This window comes from Micromonospora narathiwatensis, assembly GCF_900089605.1.
Taxonomy (GTDB): domain Bacteria; phylum Actinomycetota; class Actinomycetes; order Mycobacteriales; family Micromonosporaceae; genus Micromonospora; species Micromonospora narathiwatensis.
This window is the reverse complement of the sequence record NZ_LT594324.1, coordinates 3,065,488-3,086,533: the sequence shown is the minus strand read 5'-3', so window position 1 is coordinate 3,086,533 and position 21,046 is coordinate 3,065,488. Positions and strand designations below refer to the sequence as shown.

Here is a 21,046-nt window from a genome sequence, read left to right as displayed (position 1 = left end):
GAGTATCGATCTCGATGCGGGAGGCGAACGTGGGCAAGGTCGACAACACCGTCAACAAGACCGACGAGGTCGACGCGTTCATGGACAAGCTCGACCACCCCTTCAAGGCGGAGGTCGAGCTGCTCCGCGAGAGCATCAAGGCGGCCAACCCCAAGATCACCGAGCAGATCAAGTGGAAGGCGCCGTCGTTCTCCTACCAGGGCGAGTACCTGGCGACGTTCAACCTGTGGTCGAAGGAGCGCGTCCATCTCGTGTTCCACAACCCGCTGGTGGTGGACATCGACAGCGAACTGCTCGAAGGCAACTACACCGACGGCCGTCGCATGGCCTACTTCGCCGACATGAAGGACGCGAAGGCCAAGAAGACCGAGCTCAAGCGGATCATCAAGCAGCTCGTCAAGGCGATCGGCAAGTAATGATCATTCTCATCCACACCTCGAAGGTGATGCGCTCGGCTCCGGCCGGTGGCCGCGCGTTGACCGAGCCGGCGCTGCGCGGCCGGGCCGAGGAGTTGGCGACGTACCTCAAGACCCTCCCGGTCGAGCGGTTGGCGACCGTCATGGAGATCTCGCCGGCGTTGGCCGCCCGGACCCATGCGCTCCTCGCCGACTGGGGCGTCGAGCCGGACCGACAGTCGCCGGCGATGGACAGCTTCGCCGGTGACATCTACAGCGGCCTGCGCGCGTGTGACCTCTCCGACGCCGACCGGGCGTACGCCGACGAGCGCCTGCGGATCCTCTCCGGGCTGTACGGAATCCTGCGTCCGCACGACGCGGTCCAGCCGTACCGGCTGGAGATGGGCTACCGGCTGCCCGACCCGCCCTACACCAGCCTGTACGCCTTCTGGGGCGCCAGCATCGCGGAGACCCTCCCGCCCACCGGAGTCATCGTCAACCTCGCCGCGGTGGAATACCACAAGACCGTCTCGGCGTTCCTGGACCGGGACCGGTTCGTCAGCCCCCGGTTCCTGACCGTGCATCCCGAGACGGGTGAGCCGCGGTTCGTGGTGGTGCATGCCAAGATCGCGCGGGGCGCGTTCGCGCGATGGCTGTTGACGGCCCGCGTCGACGATCCCGAGGCCATCACCGACTTCGCCGAGATCGGCTACCGGTACGATCCCGCGCTGAGCAAACCGCGCCAACCGGCGTTCGTGTGCAAGGAGTTCGAGGGCAAGGGGCTCAGCGTCCGCCTGCACGAACCCGCGTGACCCCGGCCGTGACGTTCAGCAATTTAAAAGTGACGGTCAGCGTTTGCCGCTGCCTACCGTGGACCCGAACGGCCCGCTCGGTGTCCCACTGGAGGACTCATGGCAATCGCTGCGAAGCCGGCCCCGCCCGGCCTGCTGTCGTCACTCAACGGTCGGTTCCACCGCACCGCCCTCACCGTCTACATGGTCGTGGTGCTCGCCCACTGGGCGGAGCACCTCGTCCAGGCGTACCAGATCTGGGTGCTCGGCTGGCCGCGGCCGCAGGCCCGCGGCGTTCTGGGTATGCCGTTTCCCTGGCTCGTGTCCTCGGAGTGGCTGCACTACGGCTACGCCATTTTGATGTTGATCGGCCTGTTCCTCCTTCGTCGCGGCTTCACCGGCCGTGGCAACGCGTGGTGGACGGTGGCGCTCGCGCTCCAGTTCTGGCACCACATCGAACACGCGTTGCTGCTCATCCAGGCGCACAGCTCGTTCCGGTTCCCCGGCACCACGGTTCCGACCAGCCTGCTCCAGCTCGTCGTCCCCCGTGTGGAGCTGCACCTGTTCTACAACTCGGTCGTGTTCATCCCCATGCTCATCGCCGTCTACCTGCACATGCGACCGAGCACCATGGAGCGGGCCGCCATGGCCTGCGGTTGCGCGCGCCGCACCGGGCGGGTGAGCCTCGGCCGGCCGACCCTGGCCACCGGCGACTGACCGCCGCGGGCAATGTCGACCACGACCCGGATCTACGCCGGATCCGCCCTCGCCGTGGCGGCTCTCGTCGCCCTGTTCGCCCTCGCCGCCCGCGTCGACCCCGCACCGTCGGCCGACTCTCCGGCCGAGGTCGTCTCGATCGCCCCGGCCGACGGCGCGGTCCTGGCCGACCCGCCCGACGCGGTGGAGATACGCGTCTCGGGCCGGCCGGACGTCCGCCGGTCCCACATCTCGGTGTACGACGGTGACTCCGTTCGGCTCGACACCGGGGAGGTGAGCGCGGCGGGCGACGACGGCCTGCGTCAGACGATTCGCCTCGACCGCCCCGCCGACCTCACCGTCGCCTACCACGTCGTGACCACGGACGGACGCGACGTCTCCGGCATCGTCCGGTTCACCGTCGGCGCCGCGGGCGGGGCCGCCCCGCCCGCGGCGCCGACGGCCGAGGCGCACGCGCACGGCGTCGATCCCTTCGGCGCCACCCTGCTGGTCGTCGACGGCCTCGCGCTGCTGGTCGTCGTCGTGCTGCTCGTCCGCCGCCCGGTCGACGCCGACCCCTCCTGACCGGCGCCGCACGCTCGGAGGTGCCTCGGCCGGCATCGCTGACCACGCTGGCGGTAGCCCCGCGAACGGCGTCCGCCCGGTGAAGACCCAGGAGAACGGGCTCCGGCCCGCCAGCCCACCCCGGCGGGCTGTCGGGCCGTCGTCGTCCGGGCACCCGGTCGAGGTCCACCCATCAGGAAGGTACGTGTCGATGAGTCAACTCGGAGCCCGCGCGGTCGTGCTCGGCGGCAGCATGGGCGGCGTCCTCGCCGCCCGGGTGCTGGCCGAATCGTACGCGGAGGTCGTCGTCGTCGAGCGGGACAAGGTGCTGGGTGTCAGCACGCCGCGCCGGGGCGCGCCGCACACGGTCCACGCCCACGGCCTGCACGCCCGCGGACACCTCATCCTCGAGGAGCTCTTCCCCGGCATCACCGACGAGCTGCGTGCCGCCGGGGTGCCCACCGGCGACCTGGGCGAGATGCGGTGGTTCTTCAACGGTCGGAAGATCCAACCGGCCCGCACCGGTCTCCTCTCGGTGACCGCTCCCCGTCCCGTGCTGGAGAACCACGTCCGCAACCGGGTGGCCGCCATCCCGAACGTCACCTTCATGGAGGAGTGCGACGTGCTCGGCCTGGTCGCCACCGACGACCGCGAACAGATCGTGGGCGTACGGGTGCAGGCGCGGACCGCGAACGCCGAGGCCGAGGTGCTGGAGACCGATCTCGTCGTGGACGCGACCGGTCGGGGGTCGCGCACCCCGGCCTGGCTCGACGAGCTGGGGTATCAGCGGCCGGAGGAGGAACGGGTCAAGGTGGGGCTCGCCTACACCACGCGGCACTACCGCACCCGCCCGGAGATGTTCGACGGCGTGCAGTCGATCAACCCGGTGGCCTCGCCGGCGCACCCGCGCGGCGCGTTCTTCGGCCAGGTCGGAACCGACCTCTGCATCCTCTCGCTGACCGGCCTGCTCGGCGACTACCCGCCGACGGACCCGGAGGCGTTCCTCGAATTCGTCCGTTCGCTGTCCGTGCCGGACGTGTACGAGGCGGTGCGGGACGCCGAGGCGCTCGACGATCCGGTCTCCTTCCGCTTTCCCGCCAGCGTTCGTCGGCGCTACGAGCGGCTCCTGCGGTTTCCCGACCGATACCTGGTCATCGGTGACGCCTTCTGCAGCTTCAACCCGGTCTACGGGCAGGGGATGAGCGTGGCCGCGATCCAGGCGATGACGCTGCGTTCGCACCTGCGTACGGGTCGGTCGCCGGCCTCGTCCCCGTTCTTCGCCGACCTGTCCCGGGTCATCGACACCCCGTGGGACATCTCGGCCGGTGGCGACCTCGACTTCCCGGGCGTCGAGGGGCGACGCACCCTCAAGGTGCGCGTCGGCAACGCCTACATGGCACGCCTGCAGTACGCCGCGACCAAGGATCCCGAGGTGACGAACGGGTTCATGCGGGTGGCCGGTCTGATGGACCCGCCCGAGGCGCTCATGCGGCCCGCGATGATGCGCCGGGTGTTCCGCCACGCGATCCGGCGACCCGCGCCGGGACCGTCCTGGCACGACGCGGCGACGCCGGGTGCCGCCGCCTCGTGGCCGGGCTGACGACGTCGGCCCGATCGTCACCGACGACGGCGCCGGTCGGCGTGCCCCACGCGCCGACCGGCGCCGCGCCGACCCGCGTCGGTGTTCCCGGCCGGGATCGGGAGGGGGCGGTCGGCCAGCGGCGCCGGCCATGTTGGACGCTGGTGCCGCAATCCGGTTGAAAGATTCGGAAGGGCTTGCGATGCGGATGTGGGCCCCGTTGCGGTCGCCCGTGGTGGTCGCCGAGGGCTGTCATTCCGCACTGTGGACGCTGGGGCTGCCGTGGTGGCGCATTTGCCGGCAGGTTTCGGAAATGTTGCCGCAATCTCTTGCATGACTTGCAGGCATCGAGCATCCTCATCGTCACTCGGATGGCCATCCGCCCACGCGCCCTGCCGACCCGGAAGTAGGTCCGTCCATGCGCACCCTCAGACCATCACCGCGGAGCCGCCCCACTCGCCTGCTGCTCGCCGTCGCGCTCGTGGCGGCCGGCGCCACGCCGGTCGTCGCGGCCGCCGCCACTCCCACCCCCGCCCGCGCCGCCGTCAACCTGAACGACAGCGAGGTGACGGCCAACCTGTGGGAGTGGAACTGGACCTCCGTCGCCGCCGCCTGCACCAACCACCTCGGCCCCGCCGGCTACGGGGCGGTGCAGGTCGCGCCGCCGCAGGAATCGGTCAGCCTGCCCAACAGCCCGGACGGCGTGCACCCCTGGTACGAGGTGTACCAGCCCGTCTCCTACAAGCTGGAGAGCCGGTTCGGCAACCGGCAGCAGTTCGCCGCCATGGTCACCGCATGCCACAACGCCGGCGTCCGGGTCTACGTCGACGCGGTGGTCAACCACATGGCCGGGACGAACAACCCGGCCGGGACCGTCGGCTACGCCGGCACCCAGTTCTCCGGCTACAGCTACCCGGCAGTGCCCTACGGGTACGCGGACTTCCACCACCCGGGTGACAACTGTCCGACCTCCGGCGCGATCAACGACTGGAACAACGAGAGCCAGGTCACCAGCTGCGAGCTGCTGTCGTTGGCGGACCTGTACACCGAGAAGGAGCACGTCCGCACCACGATCGCCGGCTATCTCAACGACCTCGTCGGGCTGGGCGTCGACGGGTTCCGGGTCGACGCGGTCAAGCACATCAGGAAGGACGACTTCGCGGCCATCCTCGGCAAGCTCAACAACACGGTCGCGGAGAGCCGGCGGCCGTACGTCGCCCAAGAGATCTTCGACGGGGCCAGCAACGACGCGCTCAAGGCCCGTGCGTTCACCGGCAACGGCGACGTCCTCGACTTCGCCTACGCCAAGGGCGTCCGGTCGGCGTTCCAGGGCTCGATCTCCAGCCTCGCCAACGTCGCGAGCTGGAACCTCGACGCGCCCAGCGCCAACGTCTTCGCCATGGTCACCAACCATGACCTGGAGCGGGACGGGGTCGTGCTGTCGTACAAGAACGGCACCGACTACCTCCTGGCCAACTACTTCGTGCTGGCCTACCCGCACGGCAAGCCGTCGGTCTACGACAGTTTCTCCTGGGACAACCGGAACCAGTCCCCGCCGGCCGACGGCAACGGCCGCGTCACCGACACGGTTTGCGGCAGCGCCTGGAACTGCCTGACCCAGACCACCGGCATCAAGGGCATGGTCGGTTGGGCCAACGCCGCACGGCCCGTCCGGTCCGTCTCGGACTTCACCGCCGTCAACGGCAACGTCATCGGCTTCCATCGGGGCGATCGCGCCTGGATCGGCATCAACGACAGCGGCTCCGCCACCACCGCCACCTTCACCACCGGCCTCGCCGACGGCCGGTACTGCGACGTCATCACCGGCGTGGCCACCGGCACGGGCTGCACCGGCGGCGCGGTGACCGTCTCCGGCGGCCGGGCCACCGTGACCATCCCCGCCAACAACGCCGTCGCCGTCCACGTCAACGCCCGACCGGGCACCGACCCGTCGCCGACCCCGTCGCCGACGAGCAGCCCCACCGACAAGGTCGCCACCACCTTCACCGTCTCCGCGACCCCGGCCGCCGACCAGGAGGTGTACGTCGTCGGCAGCATCCCCGAGCTGGGCTCCTGGGCGCCGGCCAGCGCCGTCAAGCTGACCGCGCAGGGCGGCAACACCTACCGCGCCGTGGTCGACCTGCCCCGCTCCACGGCGGTGGAGTACAAGTTCATCAAGAAGACCGCCACCGGCGCCGTCACCTGGGAGTCCGGCGCCAACCGGAGCTTCACCACCCCGGCCGGCGGCACGTACGCGGTGACCGAGACGTTCCGCGGTGACACCGTCACCCCCGCGCAGATCGCCACCGCGTTCAACGCCACCGTCACCACCTACTACGGCCAGAACGTCTTCGTCGTCGGCAACGTCGCCGCGCTGGGCGCCTGGAACCCGGCCAGCGCCGTCGCGCTCTCGTCGGCCGACTACCCGGTGTGGCGGGCGACGGTGAACCTGCCCCCGGGTACCGCCGTCGAGTACAAGTACGTCAAGAAGAACCCCGACGGTTCGGTCACCTGGGAGTCCGGCGGCAACCGGAGCTTCACCACCCCGTCGACCGGCACGTACACCAACAACGACACCTGGAAGTGACGGGTCAGGGTGGTTGGCCCGCGCGCCGGGGCCAACCACCCTCGCCCTCCCCACCGGCGGGCCGTGGCCGGGTCGCCTGGTGCGGGCTATGGTGTCCGGCATGCGTGACGGGCACAGCATTCGTGGCTTCGGCGGGCGAGGCCCGCTGCCGATGCTGGCCCTGCTGGCGGTGCTGCTCGTGGTGTGGGCCTCCGCTCGGGCGATCGGGCTGTGCATCGTGTTCCGGTTGACCAGGCGCGCGATACCGGGCTGTGTGCCGGAGTGGTCGGCGGACCGGGCTCCGCCTCGTCCGGCGGTCGTCTGAATCCGCCCGCTCCGCGTCGTCGTCCCTGGCGCCGCCCCTGACCTGGAAGCCGAACACCGATGTTCCGTCATCAGTCCCACCCTGCCGTGCCCCCCGGCGTCATCCGCTCTGCGTCGCGGCGGCCATGCCGCACCCGTCGCGTGCCGGTGCGGGGGTGGTGAGCGTGCTGGCTGCCGGCGCGTACGCCCGCCCCGGCGTGGGGAACCGCCTCGCCCTGGATCTGGGCACCTCCACGGTCCGGCTCTGGACTCCGGTGACCGACGCGGTGATCAGCGAACCCGCCGTCATCGCCCGTCGCCCCGGCGGCCGGCACGCCGCAGGGCGGGCCGCGCTGGACGCGCGGGACACCGAGGGCGCGACGCTGATCTGGCCGGTACGCGACGGGGTGGTGCGTGACCTCGTCGCCTGCGTACAGCTGCTGCGGATCCTGCTGTCCGACATCGGGCACCCGTACGACACCGTCTGTCCCGTGCTCGTCGGTGTGCCCGCGACGGCGACCATGCGGCAGAAGAACGTACTGGTCGCCGCGGTCCGTCGGGCCACCGGCGGGCGGGTCAGCGCGGTGGAGGAGCCGCTGGCCGCCGCGTTGGCCTGCCGACCGGATCCGGGCCGCGATGACCTGGTCACCGTGGACATCGGGTTCGGCCGCACCGAGGTCGCCCGCATCGTCGACCGGAGCGTCGCCGCCGCCGAACGCGTCGACCGGGGAGATCCCGTCGACCAGGTCCCGGCGATCGCCCGTTGCGTACGGCGGATGGGTGTCCGCGACGCCGGTGCGCGCCGGCGACTCCTGATCACCGGCGGCGGTGCGGTGTCCCCGGGGGTCGCCGCGCGCCTGGCCGCGTTGACCGGCCGATCCGTCACGGTGCCCGCGAATCCGCTGCTGGCCACGCTCACCGGGCTGCGTCTGCTGCTCACGGCCACCGACGCCAGTCGCCCCGACTGAGATCGCGGCGATCTACGGTGCGGTGCCGTCATTGGCCAGGTTGCCCCACTGTGTACTGTTGATCATCTGATATGGGCTCATGGCGCCGGACACGTAGGTGATCCGTGCGCCGGAACTTGGAGGACCGCGTGCGTGTACTAGCGCGACGACTGTCGATCTCAACCCTCTCGCTGGCTGTCGCGGTGGCGACGTTCGGGTCGCCGGCCCGCGCCGCCGCGAACCCGTACACCGCGGCGCAGGCCTGCAGCAACGACTTCGGTGGCTCGTGGACCCAGGTCTCCGACGGACACCGGTCGATCACCGACAGCGGCACCAAGGTGGGCGACGTCTACCTGATGTACAACAGCGCGACCGGCTACAACTGCGTCGCCACCCTCAAGGCGGTGGCCGTCGGTTCGACCACCGGAGTCGCCGCCAGGCTGCGGGTCGAGGGTAGTTCCTGGGTCACCGACTCGGGCAACTACAAGTACTACGCCGCGATCCAGCGATCCGCGCGGGGCGCCTGCGTCATGTACGAGGGCGAGGTCATGAACTTCACGATGTGGTTCTCCAACGGCCGGAACGCCTGGGGCAACTGCGGCTGAACACCAGGAGCCGCGGGTACGTGACGACCTGACCTGATGGTTCGGGGCGGCGTCGGACCGCCGACGCCGCCCCGAATCGAGGCGCCCCCGCCTAGCGGCGGGCGAGGAACTCGTTGATGGCGACGGTGACCTGCCAGCCGGTGGCGTGACTGCGCACGATCGAGATCACCCGGTCGTGCAGGTCGGGCTCGCCGAACCGGTCGTAGGTGTCGGAGACGACCAGGTCCAGCCAGGGCCGCTCGATCGGTCGCGGCTTCCCCTCGGTGGGCCTGGCGAAAAACCGGGCGAGCGCGTCGGCGATTCGACGCTTCGCCGCGCCGACCTGCTCCGGCAGATCACCCCGCCGGTCGGCCGGCACCTGAGCCACGACCGCCGTCGTCGCGGCGAGGTCGCTGACGGCGGCACCGAGCTGATCGGCGTTGTCCAGCTCGTTCGCGGCGATCCGGTCGAGCAGGTCGCGGGCCTGCACGAGGAGTTTCACCACCGCCAGCCGCTGGTTCAGCGCCGCCACCTGCGCGGCGTCGGTGACCTTCGCGATGGCCGTCTCGGCGGCCGTGATCGTCTCCGCCGACGGGTTGGCCTCGGCGGCGGCGACCGCGTCCTGCGCCGCCTTCAACAGCTGGGCCGCGACGCCCGGATCGTCGGCGAAGACCCGCCACTCCGTGATCGCGACCGCGGAGTAGGTGGTGCCGTTGCCGTTGGCCCGGATCGTGGCCCGCACCCGGGGCGTGGTGACGGGATCGAAGGTGACGGTGTTGAACGCGGTGGTGCTGGTGCCGTAGGTGGAGGCGCCGGTCACGTCCCGCCAGGCGGAGGCGGCCACGTCCCAGTACTGCAGCGCCCACCCGTCGGGCTCGGCGACGCCGTCGCCGGTGCCGCGGTTGGAGTCCCGCCAGAACTTCAGCTCTGTGCCGGTGATCCGCACAGGCCGGGACCAGTCGTACTGGACCCACTGCGTCGCCGGGCGGCTGCCGGACCACGTGCCCCAGATCTGCGCCTGGCTCGGGTTCGACGGGTCGGCGCCGTCGTTGAGCGCGGTGAGGCTGTTCCAGCTCGCGGTGTAGGAGGCGGACGGGGTGGCGATGGGCCCGATGTTGCCGGTGAGCGGACCGGAGAGGTCCGCCGGAATCGTGACCGTCCTGGCCGTCTCCAGGTTTCCGGCCACGTCCAGCGCGCGGAACGACACGGTGTGCTTGTTGGAGTCGGGTGCCGTGACCGGCCCGGTGTACGGGGTCCACGCTCCGGTGTCGACGGCGTACTCGATGCCGGCGACCCCGGAGGTCGCGTCGCTCGCGGTCACCGTGACCCGCCGGGTGGCGCTGTCCACGGTGGCCGCGCTGACCGGCGCGGTCGCGTCGATGCGTACGGCGAGGTTGGCGGGCGGCGACGCGTTGCCCGCGCGGTCGGTCGCGGTCGCCGTGACCGTGTGCTGCCCGTCCCCGGAGACGTTGACGTCGACGTAGCGTACGTCGTTGGCGACGACCGGCTGGCCGGCGTCCACCCGCGACTCGATGGTCATCCGGCCGCCGCGGTCGTCGACGCCGGCGACGCGGACCCGCACCGCGGACCGGAACCAGCCGGCGGTGCCGGCGCTGCCGCTGGGCGTGAGCGTCACGGTCGGCGGGGTCACGTCACCCTCGGTGTCGTCGGGCGAGATGACGGTGACAAGCGCGGAGACGCGCCCGGCGGCGTAGCCGAGCACGGTGCCCTGGATCGTGAACGTGCCGGGTCGCGCGACCTGCTCGGGCGTCACCGGGTCCCAGAAGACCGGAATCTGCAGTGTCTCGCTGCCGAACGACACGGGGAGGGTGCCGGGTAGGTCGGCCTCGCCCACCTCGACCGTCATCGGCGGCGCGGTGACGGACGCCGGCTGTGCGGCGAGGATCTTCCACTCCTCGACCGCGACGGCGGAGTAGGTGCTGCCGTTGGTAGACGCGTCGAAGATCGCGCGGACCTGGGTGGTGGTCACCGGGTCGAAGGTGGTGTTCTGGAAGCCCTGTGTGCTGGTCGGGTAGCCGCTCGGGTTCGGCACGTCGGCCCACTGGCCGGTGGCGAGGTTCCAGTACTGGATGCGCCAGCGGGCGGGCGCGGCGACGCCGATGCCGCTGCCCTGCGGCTGGTCGTTCCAGAAGTCGATCTGCGAGCCGGAGATCCGCATCGGCTGGTCCCAGGTGTACTGCACCCACTGCTGGGGCGGATTGTTGCCGGTCCACGTGCCCCACATGTCCGGCGGCAGCGGGTTCGACCGGACGATCTCGTCGTTGAGCGCCTTCACCCAGTACTGGGTGGGAACGGGCTCGTTGGAGACGGTGACCTTCGCCTCCTGGGCGACGTTCGGCCGGGGTGTGAGGTCACGCCCCTTGACCGGCGTCGTCGTGACCATCTTCATCCGGGGCGGGGTCTGCGTGTCGTCCCACTCGACCCGGTCGATCGCCACCGACCGGCGGAAGTGGCCGCCGCCCACGGCGTCTGCGGTGTGGTACGTGATGTACCACTGGCCGTTGAACTCCAGGATGCCCGGGTGGCTCGTCGTCGAGGAGACCGGCTTGAGGATGGTCCCCCGGTTGGTCCACGGCCCCTCGGGCGACGAGGCCGTCGCGTAGGCGATGCAGGCGTGGTAGTTCGCCGGGGTGCACGAGGAGGTCGGGCCCGCGTTGTTCCCGGCGTACGCCAGGTAGTAGGTGCCGTTGCGCTTGAAGATCCAGGGTGCCTCGAAGAAGCCGGTCAGGCCGGTGATGGAACGCTGGGTGCCGACCGGGGTCTTCATGTCCTGCTTGTACTCGAGCATCCGCAACTGGCCGAACGTGCCCCAGTAGACGTACACCCGCTGGTTGGGGGCCTCGCCGTCGATGAGGATCGTCGGGTCGATGTTCTGGATGTTGTTCGTGCCGGGCACCCGCTGGGAGATCAGCGGCCCGCCCACGTAGTCGCTCCACGGCCCGGTGGGCGAGTCGGAGACGGCCAGTCCGATGGCGAACTTGTCGGACGCCGGGCTGTTCCGCTCACTGACCGGGAGGTACCAGTAGTAGCGCCCGTCCACGCCCTGGATCATCTGGCCCGCGTACGCCCGTCCCGGCGTCGCCCAGGCGAAGACCTGTTCCGGGCGGGTCAACGACGGGAAGTGGGTCCACTGCCCCGACGGGACGTCGGTGGTCCGGAGCGCGCCCCACTGGTTCATGATGAAGTCGTTGGTGTTCGGTCCGGCCTCGTCGCGGCCCGTGTAGATGTAGAGCTGGTCGCGGCCGCTGTCGTTGCCGGGCGCGCCGGCCGGCACGACGACCGGCGCCGGGTCGGCCGAGTAGTAGCTGCCGTCGCCGAGGATCGGGTTCCGGGTGTTGGTGAAGGTGTACGAGTCGGCGGCGTGGGCCGGCGCGGCGACCCCGACCAGGCCGCCGGCGACGAGCCCGGCGACCGCCGCCGTGGCGGCGGCCCTGCGGAACCGGCCCAACGGCCGGCGGGGGCGGGTCGGTGGCGCGGCGCCGCGCCCGAGGGTGGTGTTCACGGTACGGATCTCCTCACTGTTGGGATGGGGAAGCGGTGTCGGCAGCCGGTGGCTCTGCCCCCACCACCTCTCGTCGGGGTTGGAACGAATCAAAAATCGCAAAGGTTTTCGGAAGCGTCACGACGGCCGCCCGAAGGGGCTGTTAGCGTTAACATTTTTCGGTACGCGGACGGACCGCCGGCCGGGATCCTCGGGCTACCCGGGTGGCCGGCGGAGCCCCTTGGTCAGCGGGTCGCCGTCGGAGACCGGGTCGCCGTTCCCGAGCGGCGCGTGCGGCGACGTCTCATCGGACACCCGTCGGAACCGGAGGTTCCCCAGCTGCGTGTCGCCACCGCAGGCCCTGCTGGATCTTCACATGGTCTCCCTGGGGCTGCTGGGCGCGGTCGGGGCGGCTCGTCGACGTTTCGAGGGGCGTTTCGGGCGCGGGGCGCGACCTCTTTCCTGGCGCGCGGGGTGCGGGTCCTCTTCGGTGTAGTGTTCAGCGCGATCGAGGGCCAAGCGGAGGTGTCGGCCGGCGGCAACCGTTCTGAAACATCGACGAAAAGGTTTAAGAAATGTACTGCCGCAGGGAGTGGCGGGTCAAGACACCCCCAGCGGCGGCCCACCGCCCCGCACCGCACCCGTGCCGACCGCCGGAAGAGAGCAGCAGATGACCAGTGAGCGCGAGATCCCCGGCAACCGCGCGCCCACGCTCACCGACGTCGCCAAGCTCGCCGGGGTGTCGGTCGCCACCGCGTCCAAGGCCATCAACGGGCGTGCGGAGGTGAAGGCGGCCACGAGGGTACGCGTGCTGGAGGCCGCGGAGGTGCTGTCCTTCGCGCCGAACGCCCTCGCCCGCGGACTGCTCAGCGGCCGCACCGGCACCGTCGGCCTGCTGACCAGCGACCTGGAGGGGCGCTTCTCGATTCCCATCCTCATGGGCGCGGAGGACGCCTTCGGGGCGGGCCAGATCTCGGTCTTCCTGTGCGACGCGCGCGGCGACGCGATCCGGGAGATGCATCACGTCCGGGCGCTGCTGTCCAGGCGGGTGGACGGCCTGATCGTGGTGGGATCCCGCACCGACGCCCGCCCGCCGCTGACCGGCAACATCCCGGTGCCGGTCGTGTACGCGTACGCCCCCTCCGCGGATCCGGACGACATCTCGATCACGGTCGACAACGTGGGCGGTGGCCGGCTCGCCGTCGACCACCTGCTGGCCTGCGGCCGGCGCAACATCGCCCACATCACCGGAGAGGCCAGCTTCCAGGCGGCCCGGGACCGGGTCGAGGGCGCGACCGCGGCGCTCGCCGCCGCCGACCTGAGCCTGGTCGGCGACCGGCCGTACTTCGGGTCGTGGGACGAGTCCTGGGGACGGGCCGCGGCGCGTATGGTCGTCGGGCAGCATCCCGAGGTCGACGGGATCTTCTGCGGCAGCGACCAGATCGCCCGCGGCGTCCTGGAGACACTGCGTGACCTCGGCCGCGACGTGCCGGGCAGCATCTCCGTCCTCGGCTTCGACAACTGGGAAGCCATCGCCGCGCACTCCCGTCCGCGTCTGACCAGCATCGACATGAACCTCCAACGCCTCGGCACCATCGCCGGCCAACGGCTCTTCGCGGCCATCGACGGCGTCTCCCTGCCGTCGGAGGAGTTCCCGGGCCGCCTCGTGATGCGCGAGTCGACCGTGCCCGTCGGCTGAGTGACGCGGCCGGGGTCGGGCGGGCGGGTGGCCGCTGCCGGGAGCGGTCGGCAGCGCCGCGGATCGAGCGGGCATGATGTGGCGGATGACGACGAACTGCCCGCGGGCGTGACCGGATGATTCGTGGCGCCACCGTCGCTGATCTCGCCGCCATCGCACGCGTCGCCGAGGCGACGGGCCAGCGCGGCGAATGGACCGGGGCCGACCCCGCGTACATCGGGCATCTGCTGCGGCACGGACGGGTCGCCGTCGCGACGGACGACGACCGGACCGTCGGCTTCGGTGCGACCCGGGTCATCGCCGGCCGGGCCGGCACGGTCTCGATGCTGTGCGACCTCTTCGTCGACCCGGCACAGCACGGTCGCGGCCACGGCAGGGCGCTGCTCGCCGAGCTGTGGCCCGACCCGAGTACGCCCCGGCTGACGTTCAGCAGCCAGCACCCGCACGCGCTGCCGCTCTACACGAGCGTCGGTCTGGACGCGTGGTGGCCGCTGCTGTACCTGACCGGTGACATCCGCGGCGTACGCCCGCCTGCCGGGTGGACCGTCGAGCCGGCGTCGCCGGATGTGGTCGGCACGGTCGAGGCGGGCTGGACGGGCCTGGACCGCGCCGCCGACCACCACGCCTGGAGCCGGCGGCCGAACGGCCGGTCCCTGGTCGCGGCCCTGGGCGGCCGGCCGAGGGCCGCCGGCACCGCGGCGGGGGAGGGCGCCGGCTTCGGCCTGGTGCACCTGGCCCTGGACCCGAGTCTGCCGGACGCCCAGGCCGCGGACAGCGTGCTGGCGGTGCTCGCCGCGCTCGACAGCACCGACGGCCGCGCACGGGTGTGCCTGCCGGCCCCGCACCCCGCCGTCCGCCCGTTGCTCGCGGCCGGATGGCGCCCGGTGGACCTGGACGTGTACATGGCCACCCACGTCGACCTGCTGGACGCCCGCCGCTCCGTACCCTCGCCCGCACTCGCCTGACGCCGGCCACCGGCACACCCCGCGGCCGGCGGCGGGGTGTCCGCGGGCTTCTGCCTCCCCGGACCGATCGGCGCGTGACCACGGCTTGTCGGCACTTGTTATCGTCGCCGCGACGCCGGTGATCTCGGCGGCGAAGGGGAGGGGGACGCGGTGGGGCTGATGGACAAGCTCCGGGGCGAGTTCGTCGACATCGTGGAGTGGCTGGACGACAGCCGGGACACGATCGTCTGGCGTTTCCCCCGGTACCAGAACGAGATCAAGATGGGCGCCCAACTGGTCGTCCGCGAGTCCCAGACGGCGGTGTTCGTCAACGAGGGGCAGATCGCCGACGCGTTCGGGCCCGGCACGTACACGCTGGAGACCCGGAACCTGCCCATCCTGTCCACCCTCAAGGGCTGGAAGTACGGCTTCAACTCGCCGTTCAAGGCCGAGGTGTACTTCGTCAACACCCGGCAGTTCACCGACATGAAGTGGGGCACCCAGAACCCGGTGATCCTGCGCGACGCCGAGTTCGGCGTGGTCCGGGTACGGGCGTTCGGCGCCTACGCGGCGCGGGTGGTGGACGCGCAGCGGCTCCTGCGGGAGCTGGTCGGCACGGATCCGCAGTTCCGCACCGAGGAGGTGCAGGAATACCTGCGCCAGCTCATCGTGGGGCGGCTCGGCGGCGCGCTGGCCACCGCGGGGGTGCCGCTGCTGGACCTGGCGGCGCACCAGGACGCGATCGGCCGGCGGCTGGCCGCCGTGCTGACCGAGGAACTGGCCGAGGTCGGCATCGCGATCCCCAAGTTCGTGATCGAGAACGTCTCGGTGCCACCCGAGGTGGAGCAGGCGCTGGACAAGCGGACCAGCATGGGCGCGGTCGGGGACCTCGACCGGTTCACCCGCTACCAGGCGGCCACCGCGCTGGAGGAGGCGGCGAAGAACCCGGGCGGCGGCGCGGGCGCCGGCATCGGGCTGGGCATGGGCATGGCCGCGGGCCAGCAGGTGGCCAGGTCGATGGCGGGCGCGGGGACGCAGCCGTCCGGCGCCGCCGAGCCGCCGCCGCTGCCGAACCAGACGCAGTGGTACGTCGGCGTCGCCGGGCAGCGGCAGGGCCCGTACGACCTCGGTGGGCTGGCCGAGCAGGTGGGCGCGGGCACGCTGGGCCCGGACACGCTGGTCTGGCGGGCCGGCATGGCGCAGTGGCAGCCGGCCGCACAGGTGCCGGAGCTGGCGTCGGTGCTGGCCAGCGTCCCGCCGCCGCTGCCGCCGCAATGAGCGCGCGGTACGGGAGCGGGCGGTGGCGCTCCAGCGGGAGGACGCCGCGATGAGCGACACGGCCGTCTCCCCGCCGTCGTACCAGTGCGGGGGCTGCGGCGCCCGGGTGGAGTACTCACCGGGCACGGCGGTGCTGCGCTGCCCTTACTGCGGGCACCAGCAGCAGATCGCCGGGGCCGGCCGGGAGGTGCGGGAGCACCCGTACACCGAACTGGCCACGCTGCCGCGCAAGCCGGCGGCCAGCGTCGGGGCGTACACGTTCGTGTGCCCGGGCTGCGGCGCCCGGACCGAGAGCAACGCACTCGCCCAGCGCTGCCAGTTCTGCGCCACACCGCTGGTGGCGGACGCCACCGCGGGCGAGCTGATCGCGCCGGAGGCGGTGCTGCCGTTCGCGGTCGACCAGTCGGGTGTGCGCACCGCCCTGGGCAAATGGTGCCGCAGCCGCTGGTTCGCGCCGAACAGCCTGAAGAAGGTCAGCGCGGCGGAGACGCTCAAGGGCACCTACCTGCCGCACTGGACGTTCGACGCGCGGACCGTCTCGGACTACCGGGGCCAGCGCGGCGAGTACTACTACGTCACCGAGACCTACACGGTGACGGTGGACGGCAAGCAGGAGACCCGCACCCGGCAGGTGCGGCACACCCGGTGGTACCCGGCGAGCGGCACCGTCCGGCGGGACTTCGACGACGTGCTGGTGCCCGCCACGACGTACCTGCCGGAGAAGAAGCTGGACCAGCTGACCCCGTGGCCGCTGACGCAGGCGGTCGCGTACCACGGGGACTACCTGGCCGGGTATCACGCGCTGCGGTACGACACCGAGCCCGAGGCGGGGCTGACCGGGGCGAAGGCCCGGATGGCGCCGGTCATCGAGCGGGACTGCCGGAAGGACATCGGCGGCGACGAGCAGCGGGTCAGCTCCGTTCGCACCACCTACTCGGGCGTGACCTACAAACTGCTTCTGCTGCCGGTGTGGATCGCCGCGTACCTGCACGCCGGCCGGTCGTACCAGGTCCTGGTCAACGCCCGGACCGGCGAGGTGATCGGCGAGCGTCCGTACAGCGCCGCCAAGATCACGGCCGCGGTGCTGGCCGCGCTGGCGGTGGTCGCGGCGATCGTGGTGGCGTACCTGATGAACCGCTGAGCCGGGCGACCGGGCGGGGTGCGGCGGGCGACAACTCCCGCACCCCGCCCGTGCCGTGTCCACCCGGTCAGGCCGCGGCGAGCGCGCGGTGCAGCCGACGGGCCTCGGTGACCAGCCGGCCCGACCCGCCGCGCGCGGCGACGTCGGCCAGACCGGGAACCTCGATTCGCACGCCGGTGGCGGCCGCCGTCTCGCTGGCCAGGGTCAGCAGGTCGGGCAGGCCGCGCACCGGGCTCGGCGCGGCCAGCAGCGCCGGCAGCGCGGCGGCCAGCAGCCGCCACACGGTCAGCGGCGCCCCCGCCAGGGCCGCGTCGCGCAACGGTTCGCCCACCCGGGTCGGCTTCACCGTCCCGGCGGTGACCAGTTCCCCGAGCCGCCGCCCCGTGCCGGTCGGGTCGAACTGCCCGGCCCCGGCCAGCGTGAGCAGGGCGTCCAGGGCAGCGACCCGGTCCGCGCCGTGCCGGGCGCCGAGCCCGTACGCCACGGCCAGGTCCAGCGCCGTTCCGCCCGAACCGGCGCACTCGGCCAGCAGCGGCAGTACGGCGGCACCGCCCTTCTGATCCATGTCCGCGCTCGCGGCCACCGCCGGCAGGACTGACGCGGCCACGACACCGCGGTGCCCGGGCAGGGTGGACGGCCACAGGTTGAGCCAGCCGCCGTACTCGACGCCGATCGGCGCCGGGTCGGCGGTGAGCAGCCGGAACGGGTCGTCGTACCCGTCGGGCGGGCGCAGCTCGACCAGCAGCCGCCGCTCCGCGAGCTGCGCGAACTCCCAGTCGTACGCCGATTTGCGGGCCCGGCGGGTGACCGTGGTGACCCGCGCCACCGGCTGCGGCAGCCCGCCGCCGCGCAAACATCCGGCGAGCCGGTCCCCGGCCGGCGTGCCCAGCGCGGCGGCCTTGTCGGCGACCGCCTCGTCGGACTCGGCGGGCAGCCGCAGCAGGGCCTGCGTGAGGTCCCAGAACCCGGGAGCCCGGTCGCCCAGCGCGGCCAGCCGCTCCAGCAGCGCCAACGGGTCGAGCAGGCCGTTGGCCGACGTCGGAGTGGCGAGCAGCCCCGGGCTGCCGGGCCCGCCGACGTGTACGCCGATCTCGGCGAGCCGGGCCCGCAGCAGGCGGTGCACCGGCGGTACCCGGGGATCGGTGGCGACCAGGGCCGACGAGGGCCGGTCGGTACGGCGGACGGCGGCGAGCAACGACTCCCACCGGCTGCGCCGCCGGGGCTGGTGGTCGGCGCCGGGCGTCCTGAGCACGTCCACCACCACCTCGCACAGGCACAGCGGTTCCCAGCGGTGCTCGTTGCCCCACGACCAGTGCCGGCGCTCGATGACCGGCGCCAGGGCGGCGTGCACCCGGCTGGCGTCGGCCGCGGCGAGCCGGACCAGCCCGTCGAGGACGCGGTCCAGCGGCGTGCCCTGCGACGGCGTACCCAGCAGGGCGGCGACCTCCTCCGCCAGCTCGTCCACGTCGGCGATCGGGGCCGGCGCCGGCGCGGGCGGCGCGGGCGCCGGGAGGTCGTCGCCGCGTGGCGCGGCCACCGCCGGGCCGGGATCGGCCGCCGCCGGGTCGAGGCCGTGCCGGGCGGCCAGGGTGACCGCCCGGTCCCGCAGCTCGACGGCGGGGTGCGTGCCGGCGACCGCGATCACCCCGGCGATCTCGGTGGCCCGGTCCCGGTGCCGCCGGGCCAGCCGGTCGAGCCAGGTCAGCTGTGCCTTCACCAGGGCCTTGTCCGGCCGGTACAGCACCTCGCGGGAGGCGTCGAGGAGCGACTCCAGGGCCAGGTCGGGCAGTTCCCGCAGTGCCTTCTGGGCCGTCGTGGCGACCGGTGCCGGCGCGTCGGTGAGCAGGCGCAGGTAGTCGCTGGAGCGGGCGGCGACCTCCGCGGTGGTGGGCCGCAGCAGGTCGAGCAGGACGGTGAAGGCGCGTAGCGCGGCGGGCCGGTCGCCGCGCAGCAGCCGGCCGATCGAACGGTCGATCAGCATCGCCCGGTCGAGCACGCCCTCGGCGGCCAGCTGCGCCAGCGCGGCCGGCAGGACGTTCCGCCGCCGCTCCTCCCAGGTGGTGACGACCTCGTCGAACATCATGGTCGTGCCGAGGCCGTCCACCTCGAACAGCCGGGGCAGCATGACCGACCGGAACGGGTCCGCCCGCAGCCGGTCGACCAGCGGCACGGATCGTCCGCTGCGGTGGTCCGGGAACGCCACCGAGTTCAGCCAGAGCTGCACGGATGTGTCGTCGGTCGGCGGTGGCGCCCCGGCGTCGCGCAGCAGCGCCGCGACGAAGCGCCACCGCTCGATCGACGCCTGCCGGCTGAGCTTGGCGGCCAGCCGGTGGCCCAGGTCGCCGAGCCAGGTGACGCCGCGCTCGGCCGCGACGCCGGACACCCGCCCCGCCGCCCGCTCGCCGTCCGGCTCGACCGAGCTGCGGCCGAGGATCGCCGCGGCCTGGGCGGCGGTGGGCAGGCAGCCGACCACGGCGACCGCCAGGGCGGTGCTCGCGCCCCTCGACCACCAGGTCGACTCGTCCTGCCGCCGGAACCAGTCGGTCAGCGCGACGCCGATCTCCCGGCGGCGCGGCTCGGGCATCCCCTCCAGCGCCGCCGCGACCAGCGTGGCCGGACCCGCCTTCACCAGCTCGAACAGGTCACCGGTGCCACCCTCCGCCAGCTCCCGCCGCCGGCGCAGGGTGCTCTTGACGAACAGTTCCCGCTCCACGCGCCTCACGCCGGCACCTCGACCCGCTCGTTGCGCAGCATCCGGGTGGCCAGGGCGTGCCGGCACGGCCCCCGTTGCCCCCGGTGCTTCGCCCACCACGGGCAGGTGCAGGTGAGGCCACCGTCCGGGAGCTGCCGGACCCGGTAGACGTGGTCGCCGCTGCGCACCGTGGCGGACGTCCCGTCCGGCTCCACCGCCCCGGCGTCGAGCAACGCCCGCGCCCCGACCAGGCGGGGGTTGTCCCGCTCGGCCCGGCCCGCGTCGTACGGCATCACCCGGTGGAAGTACGCCGCCTCGGCGACGTCGTAGCCGACCCGGCCGGCGGTGCCGAGCTGCGCCAGGGCGCCCCGGACCCGGTCGGCGTCGATGCCGGCCTGCGACGCCAGCCGGTCCACGTCGACCGTCGGGTCCCAGGAGAGCAGGGCGGAGACCAGGTCGGCGTCGTCGACCACGTCGTCGCCGGCCAGCGCGGTCAGTGCCGCGCCCTCGCCGGAGAACCCCCGGTACGGCTCGGGGGAGAGGGTGACCGACAGTCGCAGCGCTCCGGTGTCCAGCTCCCAGGTGCTCGGCAGCGGCGCCGAGGCGGCCGTCACGGTCGGCCCGTACACCCGCAGGGTCCGGGCGAAGCGCAGCATCGGGCGCAGGGCGGTCAGCCGGCTCGCCCCGGCGAGGCAGACCGCCCCGGGCACGGGTCGGGAGGTCAGCCGCAGCGTGCGCCCCGCCGGCACCACCCAGAGCACCGACCGGTCCGCGGTGGTGGGCAGCCGGCGCAGGAACGCCGCCGCCTCGGCCGCCGGGATCTCCGCCCGGGGCTCGAACCGGGCGGCCAGCACCTGCACCTCGGCGAAGCCACGCAGCCAGCGCGTCGGCAGCGGTACCTTCTTCTCGACCACGGCACCGTCGAGGGTGGACACGGTGAGGTCGTCCGGGCCGACCGACAGGTGCAGCGGGTCCAGGCCGGCGACCCGCGACAGCGCCTCGCGCAGCGGGTTGTTGACGTCGACGTTGGTGGTGCCGTGCTCCACCACGTCGCCGTCGAGGCCGGCGGGCAGGGCGTCGAGGCGCGCGTACACCCCGCAGCAGCCGGAGAAGGACTCGAAGCGGAGCCGGTCCCGGCTGCCGGTGACCACCGGGTCGAGGCTGGCCGGGCTGACCGGCCGGTGGTAGCGGGTACGGGCGACCTCGGCCACGGCCAGCAGGCCGACGGCTGCCGCCTGTGGAGTGGTGAGGAAGCCACGGAAGAAGCGGGGGTTCGGGGCGGGGCCACCACTCGTCTGGAGGGCGAGGGATCCGTGCCCCAGGGCGGAGGAGGCGAGATACCGGTAGGTCTGCGTCGCGGTCACG

General features: G+C 72.6%; 16 protein-coding genes. 13 read left to right on the top strand and 3 right to left on the bottom strand.

Annotated elements, in window-relative coordinates; all coding sequences use genetic code 11:
• Positions 1 to 14 precede the first annotated feature (14 nt).
• From GA0070621_RS13250 to GA0070621_RS13210, 9 genes are all read left to right on the top strand, one after another.
• The gene (locus tag GA0070621_RS13250) at positions 15 to 416 is read left to right on the top strand and encodes a DUF1801 domain-containing protein (RefSeq protein ID WP_091195216.1); all 402 of its coding nucleotides are present in this window, start codon (positions 15 to 17) and stop codon (positions 414 to 416) included.
• Entirely contained in the window at positions 416 to 1,207 is a 792-nt protein-coding gene (locus tag GA0070621_RS13245) for a YaaA family protein (protein ID WP_091195213.1), read from the top strand. Before GA0070621_RS13250 ends, GA0070621_RS13245 begins: the two co-directional genes overlap by 1 nt.
• 99 nt (positions 1,208 to 1,306) lie before the next feature.
• A complete protein-coding gene (locus GA0070621_RS13240; RefSeq protein WP_091195210.1) occupies positions 1,307 to 1,903 on the top strand; it encodes a hypothetical protein in 597 nt (198 codons plus the stop codon).
• 12 nt (positions 1,904 to 1,915) lie between these two features.
• Entirely contained in the window at positions 1,916 to 2,467 is a 552-nt protein-coding gene (locus GA0070621_RS13235; protein ID WP_091195207.1) for a copper resistance CopC family protein, read from the top strand.
• A gap of 190 nt (positions 2,468 to 2,657) precedes the next feature.
• Complete coding sequence (locus GA0070621_RS13230) at positions 2,658 to 4,046, top strand: FAD-dependent oxidoreductase (RefSeq protein ID WP_091195205.1); 1,389 nt, start codon at positions 2,658 to 2,660, stop codon at positions 4,044 to 4,046.
• A 397-nt stretch (positions 4,047 to 4,443) separates the two neighbouring features.
• Complete coding sequence (locus GA0070621_RS13225) at positions 4,444 to 6,612, top strand: carbohydrate-binding module family 20 domain-containing protein (protein WP_091195202.1); 2,169 nt, start codon at positions 4,444 to 4,446, stop codon at positions 6,610 to 6,612.
• Between the two features lie 100 nt (positions 6,613 to 6,712).
• Positions 6,713 to 6,916, top strand: coding sequence for a hypothetical protein (locus GA0070621_RS13220; protein ID WP_091202363.1), 204 nt, complete (start codon positions 6,713 to 6,715; stop codon positions 6,914 to 6,916).
• A gap of 157 nt (positions 6,917 to 7,073) precedes the next feature.
• A complete protein-coding gene (locus tag GA0070621_RS13215; RefSeq protein ID WP_157739964.1) occupies positions 7,074 to 7,862 on the top strand; it encodes a rod shape-determining protein in 789 nt (262 codons plus the stop codon).
• Between the two features lie 128 nt (positions 7,863 to 7,990).
• Positions 7,991 to 8,446 carry a hypothetical protein gene (locus GA0070621_RS13210; RefSeq protein ID WP_157739963.1) on the top strand — a complete coding sequence of 152 codons (456 nt, stop codon included), beginning with the start codon at positions 7,991 to 7,993 and terminating at the stop codon, positions 8,444 to 8,446.
• A gap of 91 nt (positions 8,447 to 8,537) precedes the next feature.
• Here the strand turns inward: GA0070621_RS13210 and GA0070621_RS13205 are convergent, their stop codons facing one another.
• Positions 8,538 to 11,948 (bottom strand): family 43 glycosylhydrolase, encoded by a 3,411-nt coding sequence (locus GA0070621_RS13205; protein ID WP_167666865.1) that lies wholly within the window; start codon positions 11,946 to 11,948, stop codon positions 8,538 to 8,540.
• 649 nt (positions 11,949 to 12,597) lie between these two features.
• Between GA0070621_RS13205 and GA0070621_RS13200 the strand changes: the two genes are divergently transcribed.
• The 4 genes from GA0070621_RS13200 (at position 12,598) to GA0070621_RS13185 (ending at position 16,989) form a co-directional block, all read left to right on the top strand.
• On the top strand, positions 12,598 to 13,626 hold the full coding sequence (locus GA0070621_RS13200; RefSeq protein ID WP_091195194.1) for a LacI family DNA-binding transcriptional regulator: 1,029 nt from the start codon (positions 12,598 to 12,600) through the stop codon (positions 13,624 to 13,626).
• 116 nt (positions 13,627 to 13,742) lie between these two features.
• Entirely contained in the window at positions 13,743 to 14,591 is an 849-nt protein-coding gene (locus GA0070621_RS13195; RefSeq protein ID WP_091195191.1) for a GNAT family N-acetyltransferase, read from the top strand.
• A 159-nt stretch (positions 14,592 to 14,750) separates the two neighbouring features.
• The gene (locus GA0070621_RS13190) at positions 14,751 to 15,848 is read left to right on the top strand and encodes an SPFH domain-containing protein (protein WP_167666864.1); all 1,098 of its coding nucleotides are present in this window, start codon (positions 14,751 to 14,753) and stop codon (positions 15,846 to 15,848) included.
• Between the two features lie 49 nt (positions 15,849 to 15,897).
• A complete protein-coding gene (locus tag GA0070621_RS13185; protein ID WP_091202362.1) occupies positions 15,898 to 16,989 on the top strand; it encodes a hypothetical protein in 1,092 nt (363 codons plus the stop codon).
• Between the two features lie 67 nt (positions 16,990 to 17,056).
• On the opposite strand, the gene GA0070621_RS13180 is transcribed toward GA0070621_RS13185, so the two are convergent.
• Positions 17,057 to 19,711 carry a DUF6493 family protein gene (locus GA0070621_RS13180; RefSeq protein WP_167666863.1) on the bottom strand — a complete coding sequence of 885 codons (2,655 nt, stop codon included), beginning with the start codon at positions 19,709 to 19,711 and terminating at the stop codon, positions 17,057 to 17,059.
• Positions 19,708 to 21,045 carry an SWIM zinc finger family protein gene (locus GA0070621_RS13175; protein WP_091195187.1) on the bottom strand — a complete coding sequence of 446 codons (1,338 nt, stop codon included), beginning with the start codon at positions 21,043 to 21,045 and terminating at the stop codon, positions 19,708 to 19,710. The genes GA0070621_RS13180 and GA0070621_RS13175 overlap by 4 nt, the downstream gene beginning before the upstream one ends.
• Position 21,046: the final 1 nt, after the last annotated feature.

Bases quoted from the DNA above. Each gene is read 5' to 3' on its own strand.
- GA0070621_RS13240 (WP_091195210.1), top strand. From the start codon at position 1,307: ATGGCAATCGCTGCGAAGCCGGCCCCGCCCGGCCTGCTGTCGTCACTC.
- GA0070621_RS13200 (WP_091195194.1), top strand. From the start codon at position 12,598: ATGACCAGTGAGCGCGAGATCCCCGGCAACCGCGCGCCCACGCTCACC.
- GA0070621_RS13245 (WP_091195213.1), top strand. From the start codon at position 416: ATGATCATTCTCATCCACACCTCGAAGGTGATGCGCTCGGCTCCGGCC.
- GA0070621_RS13185 (WP_091202362.1), top strand. From the start codon at position 15,898: ATGAGCGACACGGCCGTCTCCCCGCCGTCGTACCAGTGCGGGGGCTGC.
- GA0070621_RS13220 (WP_091202363.1), top strand. From the start codon at position 6,713: ATGCGTGACGGGCACAGCATTCGTGGCTTCGGCGGGCGAGGCCCGCTG.
- GA0070621_RS13230 (WP_091195205.1), top strand. From the start codon at position 2,658: ATGAGTCAACTCGGAGCCCGCGCGGTCGTGCTCGGCGGCAGCATGGGC.
- GA0070621_RS13195 (WP_091195191.1), top strand. From the start codon at position 13,743: ATGATTCGTGGCGCCACCGTCGCTGATCTCGCCGCCATCGCACGCGTC.
- GA0070621_RS13235 (WP_091195207.1), top strand. From the start codon at position 1,916: ATGTCGACCACGACCCGGATCTACGCCGGATCCGCCCTCGCCGTGGCG.
- GA0070621_RS13250 (WP_091195216.1), top strand. From the start codon at position 15: ATGCGGGAGGCGAACGTGGGCAAGGTCGACAACACCGTCAACAAGACC.
- GA0070621_RS13190 (WP_167666864.1), top strand. From the start codon at position 14,751: ATGGACAAGCTCCGGGGCGAGTTCGTCGACATCGTGGAGTGGCTGGAC.
- GA0070621_RS13225 (WP_091195202.1), top strand. From the start codon at position 4,444: ATGCGCACCCTCAGACCATCACCGCGGAGCCGCCCCACTCGCCTGCTG.